Here is a 12,887-nt window from a genome sequence, read left to right as displayed (position 1 = left end):
GCGGCCGCCTGCGCGAGATCGTCTCGCAGCGCATCGAGCGCCTGATCCGAACGCGCCCTCGCGTCGCGCACCGCCTGCACCTGCGTCGTGGCGTCGCGCCGCCGCAGCGCCAGCCACTGGTTGGCCGGCCAGCGCTCGGCCGAAATCCGGTTCGACGCGATCATCGCGCTTTCGACCAGCGCGAAATCGCGCAGGTCGAGATAGCCTTGCCGGTATTGCCGATAGCTTTCCCGCAGATTCGTCCCGCACGCCACCGCCGTCAGCATCACGACGAGCGCGAAGCCGGCCCGCATCCGCTGCCGGATCGAGAGGCCCCGGAGGTTCACGTTGCCGGCCCGGTGCGCAATGCGCGCGCGAAGCGTTCGCGTTCGCCGCCGTCCGGCGCACAGCCCGAACCGACGCCGGTCGTTGCGGGCCGCGCGGCACCCGCGTCGGCCGCACCTGCCCCGCTAGACTGCATGCCGTTCTCCCGATGCGCCGCCCGTGGTGGTCGAGCCATCCCGACAGGCGACGACGACGGTGCGTGCATCCTGCCGTCGAGCGTGACGTGTGTCGGCGGTCGCGCGCTGCGGCGCCGCGACGGCGCGCTTGCCGGCACGCGCCGGCAACCGGCAGGCGACGCAGACGGGATGGCGGCGCAATGCGTAGCGATAGGTGATGAACGCCGCGCCGCAATCCCGGCACCGGGCGATGTCAAGCATGCCGGCGTCGACGAAGCGCACCAGCATCCACGCGCGTGTCAGGTCCAGCGGCAGCGCGCGACGCGCGGCATCGCCCTGTTCGGCGTACAGCGTATAGGCCTTGACGAGCGCCTCGAGTCGCGGACAGCCCGCCTGGTTGCGCAGGAATCGGTAGATGTTGTGGAACAGCGATGCATGAATGTTCGCGAGCCACGTCATGTACCAGTCGATGGACGACGGCAGCAACCCCTTCGGCGCTGCCACGCCGCGCACTTCGCGATACAGGCGCACGAGATGCTCGCGTGGCAGCGCGCACTCGATCTCCAGCATCTGCAGCCGCGCGCCGAGCCGGATCAGCGCCGCCGCGTGCATCGTCAGTTGCACGTCGTCCGCGAGGCCATGCCGCCCGGCCCGGCCGCTCACGATGTTTCCTCGTCGGGAAGCGCGAGGCCCGCCAGCGCCATCGCGGTATGCACGCGCACGAGATCGACCGGCGGCGTCGCGCGGGTCAACGCCGACAGCACGCCGTACCGGCTCGGCCGCAGTGCGCAGATCAGTTGCCCCGCCGACGCAAGATCGTTCATCTGCTTCATCGACAACGCGGCCAGCGCAGCGGCAACGTCAGCGGTCACGCCCAGACGGAACATGCCCGATGCGCGATCCGACTGCAGCAGTCGCTGCGCAAGCCACAGATAAGACATGTTCAATTCCCACATTGCATCACTGTCGTTGGCAACCTTCATCGTTCACCTCGATTCCTGCGCGATCAGGATCAATGATTCGCCGTCAAATTGCGTGCCGATAATCCGGATATTACGAACCGTTATTTCTTTTGTCTGATGCGAACGTGCGAAATCGATCATGGCGATATGACGCGCATTGCACGCGTGCATCGCGCTGCCACGCAACACGGGCACGGCCGCACGTGTCGCCGTGCGCATTGCAGCGATGCTGCGCGATGCGTCGCACCGCGCGCCCGGGCCAGCCTGCATTGCAAACTGTCGTGATTGAGTCTCGGCGATATTTCGCCGAATGTAAACGCGACGTTAGACGCAAGACAATTGCCGGATAAACACGACTTTAGTATTAAGACTTTCGTCTTGTACAATCCGGTACATTCTTGCCGGGCCGGCCCCGGCTTTCCTTATTTAATCGTCCTCATGAAAATCCTGATCGTCGACGATCACGCCATCCTGCGCGACGGCGTGGAGATGCTGTTGCGCCAGGGTGATGGCGACATGGTCGTCGTCCAGGCAAGCAGCGCCGATGACGCGGTGCGGCTGCTCGACGCGCACGCCGACCTCGACGCGATCGTGCTCGACCTGAAACTGCAGGGCATGGACGGCCTCGACGCGCTCGCCGTGTTCGCGACGATGCGCCCCGGGCTCCCGGTCATCGTGCTGTCGTCGTCCGAGGATCCCGGCGCCGTGCGCAGTGCGTTCGCGCAGGGCGCGATGGGTTACGTGCCGAAATCCGCCAGCCCGCGCACGCTGCTGTCCGCCATCCGGATCGCACTCAACGGCGAACGCTACGTCCCGCCGCTCGTGCTCGACGACCCCGCGCTGCAGCATCCGGACGGCGCCGCTGCGGCACGCGGTTCGATGCTGACGCAACGCCAGATCGAAGTGCTGCGCTATCTCGCGGAAGGCGTGCCGAACAAGGTCATCGCCGACAAGCTGGGGCTGTCCGAAAAGACCATCAAGGCGCACATCACCGCGATCTTCAAGGCGCTGAACGTCATCAACCGCACCCAGGCCGCGGCGGCCGGCAGGAAGGCCGGTCTCATCTGATCCGGCGCCTGCTCGCGTCGCGACATTGCCTTGCCGGCGCGGAACGCCTAAATTTCCCTCATCTTCCCCGCCCGTTCGAGGAGCGTGCGCATGACGCGTGTCGACGAGACGCCGGAAGCGCCGGCCGACCATGAAGTCCCGTTCGACCTCGCCGCCGACGTGATCGCGCGCTGGCAGCGCCTCGTCGACCTGATGGCGGAAATCGTCGGCGTGCCGGCCGGGCTGATCATGCGCAACGTCGGCCGCGACATCCAGGTGCTGGTGGCGAGCCGCAACACCGGCAACCCGTTCTATCCGGGCGAATCGGCCGAACTGCACGGCTCGGGACTTTACTGCGAAGCGGTCATCGCGAGCGGCACTACGCTGGTCGTGCCGGATGCGCGGCAATCGGCGCAGTGGCGCAACAATCCGGACCTGCGCGTCAACATGGTCTCGTATCTCGGCCTGCCGATCCGCTGGCCCGACAACACGCCGTTCGGCACGATCTGCCTGCTCGACTGCAAGGAGAATGCGTATTCGGAGCGCTACATCCGGCTCGTCGAGGAATTCCGCGACCAGATCGAGATGCAGCTGCAACTGATCCGCGCGCAACGGATCGCCGAACGCGAACGCCAGCGCGCCGCGCAGCTGGCCGAGAACTTCCGGCGCCAAAAGGATCTCGCCACCGAGGCCGTGCACGTCAAGTCGAGCTTTCTCGCGGCCGCGAGCCACGACCTGCGCCAGCCGGTCCACGCGTTGAGCCTGTTCGTCGGCGCGTTACGTCACGTCCCGATGCCGGCCGACGGCACGCTGCTCGTCGATCGCATCGACCAGTCCGTCAACGCGATGGACGCGCTGTTCACCGCGATCCTCGACATCTCGCGGCTCGACGCGGGCGTCGTGCCCGTGCATCGCCGGCCGTTCGCGATCGGCGCGGTGCTGGAGCGCGTGTGCCGCGAAGTCGCCGCCGATGCGCACGGCAAAGGCTTGTCGCTGTCGTACGTGCGCAGCACCGCAGTCGTCGATTCCGATCCGGTGCTGATCGAGCGCATCGCCCGCAACCTGCTGTCGAATGCGGTGCGCTATACCGACGCCGGGCGCATCGTCGTCGGCTGCAGGCGCACGCACCAGCACGTGCGCCTGCAATTCATCGACACCGGGCGCGGCATTCCGGCCGACCAGCAGGCCCGCGTATTCGACGACTACTACCAGTTGCGCCATCGCGGCAGCGAATCCGAACAGGGCGTGGGCCTCGGGCTGGCGATCGTGCGGCGCCTCGCGGGGCTGCTCGACTGTCCGCTGACGCTGCGCTCCGAACCCGGGCGGGGCTCGTGCTTCGAGCTGCAGCTGGTGCGGCTGGACACGGCCGTGCAGCCGAGCGTCGCCGCCGACGAGATCGCCGTCGACGAGGCCACTGCCGCCGCGCACCTCGTGGTCGTGATCGACGACGAAAGCGCGATTCGCGTCGGCATGTCGATGCTGCTCGAACGCTGGGGCTACCAGGTCGTCACGGCCGCGTCGGTCGACGACGCGATCGCGTGCCTGGCATCGTGCGACGTCCGGCCGACCCTGCTGATCTGCGACCTGCACCTGCACGGCGACCAGAACGGGATCGGTGCGATCGCGCGGATTCGCGACGAGTACAACACGGCGATTCCCGCGATGCTGATCACGGGCGACACGACCGCGCGACGGCCCGGCCGGCTGAAGCACGGCGGGTTCGTGCTGCTGCACAAGCCGGTGCCGAGCGACAAGCTGCGCGCGGCGATCGCACGCCTGCTGCATGCGCAGGCCCCCGGACAGCCGCGCCGGACCGACGCGGGATAGTCGCCGGCGCGCGGCGGCGCTTTCGCATCCCGCCCGCCGGCCGCATGCGAAAACGGCGGGCATGTGCCCGCCGCCGAGTCTTCTCACGCGCACCGCGTCGAGCGCGGCGCGTGTGAGAACCACCGCTTACTTCAACCGCGTCGCGATTTCATTCGCCATCGCCTTCGTCGCGGCCTTCGTCGGCGCATCCGTGGCCAGTGCGTTCAGCAGGCCGAAATCGTGAATGGTGCCGTCGTAGCGCGTGGTCGTCGCGTCGACGCCGGCTGCGTCCAGCTTGCGGCCGTACGCTTCGCCTTCGTCACGCAGCACGTCGAACTGCGCGACCTGGATCAGCGCGGGCGGCAGGCCCTTCAGCTGCGCGGTGCTTGCGCGCAGCGGCGACGCGTAGATCTCGTTGCGTTGCGCTTCGTTCTTCGTATAGGCGTCCCAGAACCACTTCATCATCGGCCGCGTCAGGAAGTGCCCTTGCTGATACGCGTTGTACGACCCCGTGTTGAAGTTATGGTCCGTCACCGGCCACATCAGCCCCTGGAAGCGGATCGCGGGGCCGCCCTTGTCCTTCGCCATCAGCGCCACCACGGCCGCCATGTTCCCGCCGACGCTGTTGCCGACCACCGCGAGACGACTGCCGTCGACGCCGATCTCCGCGCCGTGCGCGGCCACCCACTTCGTCGCCGCGTACGCCTGGTTGATCGCGACCGGGTAATGCGCTTCCGGCGACGGCGTGTAGTTCACGAACACCGCGACGGCGCCCGATTGCACGACGAGATCACGCACGAGACGTTCATGCGTCGGGAAATCGCCGAGCACCCAGCCGCCGCCGTGAATGAACACGAACACCGGCAGCGTGCCCGTCGCGCCCTGCGGGCGGACGATCGTGACCGGCACGGACAAGCCGTCCTGTTCGATCGTGCGGTTCGACACGTCGATGCCCGACAGGTCGACCTTCGTGCCGTTCTGCGCATCGACCAGCACCTGGCGCGCCTTCGCGGGGCTCAGCGTTTCGAGGCCCGGACCTTTCTGGCCGTTCAGCGCGGCGAGGAAGGCGCTCGTCGTCGCATCCGGCCGGACGGCTTCGGCGCCGGCGCCCGCGGCGAACGCGGTGGTCGTGACGGACAGTGCGGCGGCGACAGCGGCAGCGATCAGCAGCGGCTTGACGATCTTCATGGTGTAACTCCTTGGCTCAATCGGTGAATGACGGTATGACGTTGGGTGATTCGGAATGCGTACGATCAGGCGAGCGTGAGCGTGACGTCGATGTTGCCGCGCGTCGCGTTCGAGTACGGGCACACGAGGTGTGCGCGATCGATCAGCGTCTGCGCGACATCGCGGTCGAGGCCCGGCAGCGAGATCTTCAGTTCGACTTCGATGCCGAAGCCGTTCGGGATCGCGCCGATGCCGACGCTGCCTTCGATCGCGGCGTCCGCGGGCATCGCGATCTTGTCGCGCGCCGCGACGAACTTCATCGCGCCAATGAAGCACGCGCTGTAGCCGGCGGCGAACAGTTGCTCGGGGTTCACGCCTGCGCCGCCCGCGCCGCCGAGCTCGCGCGGCGTGGTCAGCTTCAGGTCGAGGCCGCTTTCGGGCACCGTCGCACGGCCGTCACGGCCGCCGGTGGCTTTTGCATGGGCGCGGTACAGCACTTTTTCGATCGACATGACAGACTCCTTTTCCATCAGTGAGTGAAACAGCCTTCCAACCCGGGACCGCTTGCCGGCTGCCAGGCAGCCGGTGTCGCATTTGTTTATCTACTTATAGATAGATAAACATCCCCAAAAAATGCAGATGGTTGATCCATCCGCCCAAAAAATCTATCTACTACCAGATAGATATCAAAACCCAACAAAAGGCGGCGAACCGCCTGACTGCATGCGCCGTCCGTCAGGACCGCGTTTTCCAGACCGCCTCGACATCCTCGAGACGCGCCCGCGTGTGAAACAGCCGGCTGGCCAGCACGCTGCCCTGGAACGCCGCATACAACGTGCGCGCGGCCGTGTCGGGCTTGCCGCTGAACTGCAGCGTGCCTTCCTTCGCGCCCTGCGCCAGCAATTCCGCGAGCCAGCTCTCGTTGGCCTTGAAGAACGCCTGCACGGCCTGCCGCACGTTCTCCGGTAACGATTCGATATCGGCCGCCAGCATCCCGCACAGGCAGATCATGTTGCCGTCGCCGAGCGTGCGGCCGAACATCTTCGTGTACAGGCTCAGCTTCACGTCGGCCGGCAGCGCCGGATCGATCGCCCGCATGGCCGAGAGGACGTCGTCGCTGTAGACCGACACCGCTTCCAGTACGAGGTCGTCCTTCGACGGGAAGTAGTAGTGGATGCTCGACGTCTTCACGCCCACCAGGTCGGACAGGTCTCGATAGCTGAAGCCGTTGTAACCGCGCAGCATCATCAGCGTGATCGCGTGGTCGAGAATCTGTTCGCGGACGGTCGGTTTCGTTTCCATGGAGCGAACTTTATCTACTCATAGATAGACAGTCAAGGGATTTTTTAAGGGCGCGATCTGTGCCCTGCCCGGCGCCCCGTCCGCGCTCGACGCCCAATGCGCGCGCCCGGTTCGGATAACGCCCGAACCCGGCGTGGCGTGGCGTGCGCCAAACCGGCACCGCCATGCCTACTGCGACTTCAGCATCCGCTGAATGATCGTCCGCAGCATCGCCCGGTGCGCGCGCGGCTTGAATCCCGGCTCGAACACGACGCGGCAGACCGCCCCTTCCGCCAGCGCGAGCACCCACGTCGCGACGAGATCGGGTTTCAGGTTTCCGTCGATCTTCCCTTGCGCGACGCCGCGCTTGATCAACGCAACCATTCGCCCTTTCACCTGCGCCTCGTTCGCCGCGAACAGCGCGGCGACGTCCGGATTGCGTGTCGCCTCCGCCGCGGTCTCGACGCTGATGCGCGCGTAGACGGGATCGCTCGACAATTCCATCAATGCCAGCGCGATCTCCTCGATCGCGGCCAGCGCGTCGTCGGCATCCGCATGCCGCGCGAACAGTTCGGCCATTTCGCGCTGGTCATCCTGCGCGATCGCCTCGATGATCGCCGCCTTCGTCGGGAAGTAGTGAAACAGGTTGCCGGGGCTCATGCCGGCCGCCTTGCAGATCGCGGCGGTGGACGTCGCATGGAAGCCGTCGCGCGCAAAACAGTCGATCGCGGCATCCAGGATCTGGCGCCGCTTCGCTTCCACTTTTTCAGGGTCGATCTTTCTCAACAGGAACTCCGTGCTCGACGTTTGCTCAAATCTTTATTAGACTGATTAGTCGATCTATTATCGTGGCGACGTCCCGCAGGCGTCAAGGCATCGTTCCCGTATGCGTACGTGCCGCCTGCGACCTCCGCTCACGCCACCGCTCCGAGGGCCTCTTGAAACGTATCGTCATTGCCGGCATTGCGCTCGTCCTGCTCCTGCTGGCCGCGGTGGGCGCAGTCGTGTTGCGCGGCCTGTCCGATTTCGAGCTGAAGGGCGCCGAGGTGTCGACGCTCGTATTCCGCGCCGGCGACGCCGACCTCGTCGGCACGCTCGCGCTGCCGGCCCACGCGCCCGATGCGCCGATCGTGCTGCTCGTCCACGGCGACGGGCCGCGCACTCGCTTCTCGGACGACGCGATGCTGCCGCTCGTCAACAGCCTGCTCGACGCCGGCATCGGCGTATTCGCGTGGGACAAGCAGGGCACCGGCCGCAGCGGCGGCGACTGGCTCGCGCAATCGATGCAGGACCGCGCGAACGAAGCGATCGCCGCGATGGCGCGCGTGCGCGCCGCCGTCGGGCCCGCGCCCAAAATCGGCCTGCTCGGCTTCTCGCAAGGCGGCTGGGTGATTCCGCGCGTCGCGAATGCGGTGCGGCCCGCGTTCTCGGTGATCGTCGGCGGCGCCGTCAGCTGGCGCCGGCAAGGCACCTACCTCACGCGACAGCAGCTCCAGGCAACCGGCCTGCAGCCGGATCGAATCGATGCGACACTGGCCGCCGAGCGGCGCGTCAACGACGCGATCTTCGGCCAGGCGGACGTGCCGGCCGATCCGCGTCGCCGCCCCGACATCGAGCCGCGCCGCTTCGGCTTCATCGCGCGCAACTACCGGGAAGATTCATCACAGGCGCTCGCGACCATGCAGGGGCCCGTGCTGGCCGTGTGGGGCGCGCAGGACCGCAATGTCGATCCGGTCGACGAGGCGAACACTTACACGCATGCGTTCGCGAACCAGCCCCACCGGCGCGTGGTGGTCGTGCCCGATGCAACGCATGCACTGCTGCGCGCCGGCTGGTTCGACTACCAGCTCGAGTCCGACTGGCCGACGTGGAAGCAGTGGCTGTACATGGCGCTCGGGCGCGACGCGTATGCACCGGGCACGCTCGGCCCGATCGAAGCGTGGATCCGGGCGCAGTGAACACGTGTGCAACGCGCCGACGCCTTCGCAGGCGTCGCGCATGAAACAGGCAATACGGGCCGCGCCGGTCGGCGTGGCCGCATCAAGGAGAGGTTTCAATGTTTTCGTGGTTTGAACGGCGCCTGCCGACTTTCCCGCTCGAAGATCCCGTCACACCGCCGCGCGGATTCTTCTCGTTCGTCTGGGCGTGTACGAAAGGCGCGCGCAGCTGGATCCTGCTGATCGCGCTGACGTCGGCCGCGCTGGCCGCGTACGAAGCCGCGCTGTTCGCGATGATGGGCCGCGTGGTCGACTGGCTCGCATCCGCGACGCCGGCCGAGTTCGGCGGCCGGCACTTCGGCACGCTCGTCGGGTTCGCGGCGATCCTCGCCGGCAGTACGCTGCTGATTGCGCTGCATACGATGGTCAAGCACCAGGTGCTCGCGATCAACTTCCCGATGCGGCTGCGCTGGCTGTTTCACCGGCTGATGCTCGACCAGAGCCTGTCGTTCTACGCGAACGAATTCGCCGGCCGCGTGACGACCAAGATCATGCAGACCGCGCTCGCGGTACGCGATGCGCTGTTCATGTCGGTCGACGTCGTGATCGGCGTCGCCGCGTACCTGATCGGCATCCTCGCGCTCGCGGCCAGCTTCGACTGGCGGCTGATGATCCCGCTCGCGCTGTGGGCGCTCGGCTACGGCCTCGCGTGCGCGTATTTCGTGCCGCGCCTCGGTGCCGTCGGCAGCCGCCAGGCCGATGCGCGCGCGCTGATGACGGGCCGCATCACCGACGCGTATTCGAACATCACGACCGTGAAGCTGTTCTCGCACACGCGGCGCGAAGCCGACCACGCGCGCCGCGCGATGGAGGCGTTCAAGGCGACCGGCGACGCGCAGATGCGGCTCGTCAGCGCGTTCGAGGTCGTCAACCACCTGCTGTCGACGCTGCTGCTGGTCGGCTCGACCGGCCTCGCGCTGGTTCTGTGGATGCACGGCGAAGTGAGCGCGGGCGTCGTCGCGGCGGTGATCGCGATGGCGCTGCGCCTGTCGAGCTATTCGCACTGGATCATGTGGGAGATGACCGAGCTGTTCGAGAACGTCGGCACGATCCAGGACGGCATCAACACGCTGACGAAGGTACACAGCGTGGTCGACGCGCCCGATGCGAAGCCGCTTGCGGTGCAGCGCGGCGGAATCGTGTTCGACAACGTGCAGTTCGCGCACGAGGACAACGACCGCGCGGTGTTCGACGGGCTGAACCTGACGATCCGGCCCGGCGAGCGGATCGGCCTGATCGGCCGTTCCGGCGCCGGCAAGTCGACGCTCGTGAACCTGCTGCTGCGCTTCTACGACGTGGGCGGCGGCACGATCCGGATCGACGGGCAGGACATCGCGCACGTGACGCAGGACAGCCTGCGCAGCGCGATCGGGATGGTCACGCAGGATACGTCGCTGCTGCACCGGACGATGCGCGAGAACCTGCTGTACGGGCGCCCGGACGCGACCGAGCGCGAGATGCACGACGCGGCCGTGCGCGCGGAAGCGGCCGAGTTCATCGACCGGCTGCGCGATCGTCACGGCCGCAGCGGTTACGACGTCGAGGTTGGCGAGCGCGGCGTGAAGCTGTCGGGCGGCCAGCGGCAGCGCGTCGCGATCGCGCGCGTGATGCTCAAGGACGCACCGATCCTCGTGCTCGACGAGGCCACCAGTGCGCTTGATTCCGAAGTCGAAGTCGCGATCCAGCGCAGCCTCGACGGCCTGATGCACGGCAAGACGGTGATCGCGATTGCACACCGGCTGTCGACCATCGCGGCGATGGACCGGCTGATCGTGCTCGACGAAGGGCGCATCGTCGAAGAAGGCACGCACCAGCAGCTGCTGCAGGCCGGTGGTATTTATGCGGCGCTGTGGACGCACCAGAGCGGCGGGTTCCTGGGTGAGACGCCGGATGTGGAGAAGGCGGAGCAGTAAGCCGCCCATCCGGATGCGTGCGACGCGCGGCCTCATTGGCCTGGCCGCGCGTCGCGCACGACATTACAACCGCACGACCGTCGACTTCAGCTCGGTGTACTTGTCGAGCGCATGCAGCGACTTGTCGCGGCCGTTACCCGACAGCTTGTAACCGCCGAACGGGAAGTTCATGTCGTCGCTGCCATCGCCATAGCAGTTGACCCACACGGTGCCCGCGCGCAGCCGGCGCGCCACCGAGTGCGCCGTCGAAAGATCGGCGGACCAGACCGCCGCGGCCAGCCCATACTCGGTGTCGTTGGCGATCCGCACGGCCTCGTCGACTTCGTCGAACACGATCACCGACAGCACCGGCCCGAAAATCTCCTCGCGCGCGATCTTCGCGTCGGGCTTCACCTCGAACACCGTCGGCTCGACATAGAACCCGCCCGTCTCCTCGCGCACGCGCGCGCCGCCCGTGACGAGCTTGCCTTCGTCGCGCCCGGCCCCGATATATCCCATCACGCGATCGAGCTGCGTGCGATCGACGATCGCTCCCATCGTCACCGACGGATCGAGCGGATGCCCGGGCGCGAAACGCCGCGACGCATCGACCAGCTTCGCGACGAACGCGTCCTTGATGTCGCGATGCACGAGCAGGCGCGAGCCGGCCGTGCACACTTCGCCCATATTGAAGAAGATCGCATCGGCGGCCGCCTGCGCGGCGCGGTCGAGATCGGGACAATCGCGCAGCACGATGTTCGGCGACTTGCCGCCGAGTTCGAGCCACACGCGCTTCAGGTTCGACTGCGCGGCGCACGCCATGATCTGCTGCCCCGTGCGCGTCGACCCCGTAAACGCAATGCAGTCCACGTCGCGATGCAGCGCGAGCGCCCTGCCCGGCTCCGCACCGCCCGGCACGACGCTGAACACGCCGGGCGGCACGCCCGCGTCGCACGCGAGTTGCGCCACGCGGATCGCGGTGAGCGGCGATTTCTCCGATGGCTTGAGCACGACGCTGTTGCCGGCCGCGAGCGCCGGCGCGAATTTCCACGCGGCCATCAACAGCGGGAAATTCCACGGCACGACGGCCGCGACGACGCCGATCGGCTCGCGCGTGACGAGCCCGACCAGATGATGGTCGACCGGCGCGACTTCGCCGCCGACCTTGTCGATCGCCTCCGCATACCAGTCGACGCAATGCGCGGCGGCCGGCACGTCGATCGCCGTGGTATCGGCGATCGGCTTGCCGGTGTCGAGCGTCTCGAGCAGCGCGAGTTCGTCGAGATGCTCGCGCATCAGCGCGGCCCAGCGCTGCAGCACGGCCTTGCGCGCACGCGGGTTCATGCCGGCCCAGCTCCGGACGTCGAACGCGCGGCGTGCGGCCGCCACCGCGAGGTCGACGTCGTCGGCACCGCAATCGGCCACGTGCGCGAGCACGCCGCCGTCGATCGGGCTCACGCAGGCGAAGGTCGCGCCGGTGTGCGCGTGGCGCGCGTCGCCGTCGATGAACGCGCGCCCTTCAACCCGCAGCACGGCCGCGCGGGCCTGCCAGTCTTCGAATGTCGGTTGATTCATGCGTTTCCTCGTGAAAAGTCGCGGATCACGACCCGGTGACCGGATCGATCGGCGTGAAGATGCCCGCGCGTGCCTCGATCGCTTCGCCCGCGGCGAGACACAGCGCTTCCTGGAAGCGTCCGGCGACGAGCTGCACGCCGGTCGGCACGCCAGCGCGGATGCCGGTCGGCACCGACAGCCCCGGCAACCCGAGCAGCGCAGTTGCGAGCAGCGGCCCCTGGCGCTCGACGATCGCGCGCATCGCGTCGTCGCCGTGCTGATCCGCGTCGATCGCGAACGGCTGCGCGCACGACACCGGCATCAGCAGCAGCGGATAGCGCACGAAGAACTGCTGCCAGTCGCGCAGCAGCGCGGTGCGCCGCGCGAGGCCGTTCATGTAGCCCTCGAGGTCGAGCGGCGTCGCGAGACGGCGCTGGCTCGCGAACGCGGTGCGGATCGCCGCATCGCCGTGCTGCATGATCACGTCGCCGAGGCCGCTGCGTGCTTCGTTGGTCACCAGGTCAAGCCACAGATCGCACGCCTCGGCGATCCGCGGCGGCGCCACTTCCTCGACGATGCAGCCGGCTTCTTCAAGCCAGCGCGCGGCCTGCCGGATCGCATCGACCACCACCGGATCGGACGGCACGCCGGGCAGCGCCGTACACACGGCCACGCGCGCGGGGAACGCGGCTTCGTGCGCATTCGGCGCGACCGGCATCCACCATGCGTCGCGCGCGTCGA

At 67.5% G+C, this 12,887-nt stretch carries 14 protein-coding genes and 1 pseudogene; 4 read left to right on the top strand and 11 right to left on the bottom strand.

What is annotated here, in order from left to right; all coding sequences use genetic code 11:
* The 5 genes and pseudogenes from G3O00_RS32835 to G3O00_RS32815 form a co-directional block, all read right to left on the bottom strand.
* Positions 1 to 326, bottom strand: a pseudogene (locus tag G3O00_RS32835) (sensor histidine kinase); the annotation flags it as partial.
* Entirely contained in the window at positions 323 to 460 is a 138-nt protein-coding gene (locus G3O00_RS32830) for a hypothetical protein (protein ID WP_206145483.1), read from the bottom strand. The gene G3O00_RS32830 and the pseudogene G3O00_RS32835, both read right to left, overlap by 4 nt.
* Positions 450 to 1,103 carry a FlhC family transcriptional regulator gene (locus G3O00_RS32825; RefSeq protein WP_346779013.1) on the bottom strand — a complete coding sequence of 218 codons (654 nt, stop codon included), beginning with the start codon at positions 1,101 to 1,103 and terminating at the stop codon, positions 450 to 452. The genes G3O00_RS32830 and G3O00_RS32825 overlap by 11 nt, the downstream gene beginning before the upstream one ends.
* Entirely contained in the window at positions 1,100 to 1,423 is a 324-nt protein-coding gene (locus G3O00_RS32820) for a flagellar transcriptional regulator FlhD (protein ID WP_041492522.1), read from the bottom strand. The genes G3O00_RS32825 and G3O00_RS32820 overlap by 4 nt, the downstream gene beginning before the upstream one ends.
* Positions 1,424 to 1,426: 3 nt before the next feature.
* The gene (locus G3O00_RS32815) at positions 1,427 to 1,672 is read right to left on the bottom strand and encodes a hypothetical protein (protein ID WP_011350352.1); all 246 of its coding nucleotides are present in this window, start codon (positions 1,670 to 1,672) and stop codon (positions 1,427 to 1,429) included.
* Positions 1,673 to 1,741: 69 nt separating this feature from the next.
* Between G3O00_RS32815 and G3O00_RS32810 the strand changes: the two genes are divergently transcribed.
* Both G3O00_RS32810 and G3O00_RS32805 read left to right on the top strand, forming a co-directional pair.
* Positions 1,742 to 2,470, top strand: coding sequence for a response regulator transcription factor (locus G3O00_RS32810; protein WP_241025442.1), 729 nt, complete (start codon positions 1,742 to 1,744; stop codon positions 2,468 to 2,470).
* 90 nt (positions 2,471 to 2,560) lie between these two features.
* Positions 2,561 to 4,276 carry an ATP-binding protein gene (locus tag G3O00_RS32805; protein ID WP_206145482.1) on the top strand — a complete coding sequence of 572 codons (1,716 nt, stop codon included), beginning with the start codon at positions 2,561 to 2,563 and terminating at the stop codon, positions 4,274 to 4,276.
* 126 nt (positions 4,277 to 4,402) lie between these two features.
* On the opposite strand, the gene G3O00_RS32800 is transcribed toward G3O00_RS32805, so the two are convergent.
* From G3O00_RS32800 to G3O00_RS32785, 4 genes are all read right to left on the bottom strand, one after another.
* Complete coding sequence (locus G3O00_RS32800; RefSeq protein WP_206145481.1) at positions 4,403 to 5,443, bottom strand: alpha/beta hydrolase; 1,041 nt, start codon at positions 5,441 to 5,443, stop codon at positions 4,403 to 4,405.
* Between the two features lie 65 nt (positions 5,444 to 5,508).
* Complete coding sequence (locus G3O00_RS32795; RefSeq protein WP_206145480.1) at positions 5,509 to 5,934, bottom strand: organic hydroperoxide resistance protein; 426 nt, start codon at positions 5,932 to 5,934, stop codon at positions 5,509 to 5,511.
* A gap of 223 nt (positions 5,935 to 6,157) precedes the next feature.
* On the bottom strand, positions 6,158 to 6,724 hold the full coding sequence (locus G3O00_RS32790; RefSeq protein WP_011350357.1) for a TetR/AcrR family transcriptional regulator: 567 nt from the start codon (positions 6,722 to 6,724) through the stop codon (positions 6,158 to 6,160).
* Positions 6,725 to 6,892: 168 nt separating this feature from the next.
* Complete coding sequence (locus tag G3O00_RS32785; protein WP_206145479.1) at positions 6,893 to 7,489, bottom strand: TetR/AcrR family transcriptional regulator; 597 nt, start codon at positions 7,487 to 7,489, stop codon at positions 6,893 to 6,895.
* A gap of 152 nt (positions 7,490 to 7,641) precedes the next feature.
* Between G3O00_RS32785 and G3O00_RS32780 the strand changes: the two genes are divergently transcribed.
* Both G3O00_RS32780 and G3O00_RS32775 read left to right on the top strand, forming a co-directional pair.
* A complete protein-coding gene (locus G3O00_RS32780) occupies positions 7,642 to 8,661 on the top strand; it encodes an alpha/beta hydrolase (protein ID WP_206145478.1) in 1,020 nt (339 codons plus the stop codon).
* A 98-nt stretch (positions 8,662 to 8,759) separates the two neighbouring features.
* Positions 8,760 to 10,613, top strand: a complete 1,854-nt coding sequence (locus tag G3O00_RS32775; RefSeq protein ID WP_206145477.1) for an ABC transporter ATP-binding protein — start codon at positions 8,760 to 8,762, stop codon at positions 10,611 to 10,613.
* A gap of 63 nt (positions 10,614 to 10,676) precedes the next feature.
* Here the strand turns inward: G3O00_RS32775 and G3O00_RS32770 are convergent, their stop codons facing one another.
* Both G3O00_RS32770 and G3O00_RS32765 read right to left on the bottom strand, forming a co-directional pair.
* Entirely contained in the window at positions 10,677 to 12,167 is a 1,491-nt protein-coding gene (locus G3O00_RS32770; RefSeq protein ID WP_206145476.1) for an aldehyde dehydrogenase, read from the bottom strand.
* Between the two features lie 25 nt (positions 12,168 to 12,192).
* On the bottom strand, positions 12,193 to 12,887 hold a 695-nt coding region (locus G3O00_RS32765), incomplete at its 5' end, for an amidase family protein (RefSeq protein ID WP_241025441.1).

Origin of the sequence: Burkholderia sp. Ac-20384 (genome assembly GCF_017104605.1) — a bacterium.
Taxonomy (GTDB): Bacteria; Pseudomonadota; Gammaproteobacteria; order Burkholderiales; family Burkholderiaceae; genus Burkholderia; species Burkholderia lata.
The sequence above is the reverse complement of the archived record's forward strand: the minus strand, read 5'-3'. Positions and strand labels throughout refer to the sequence as shown.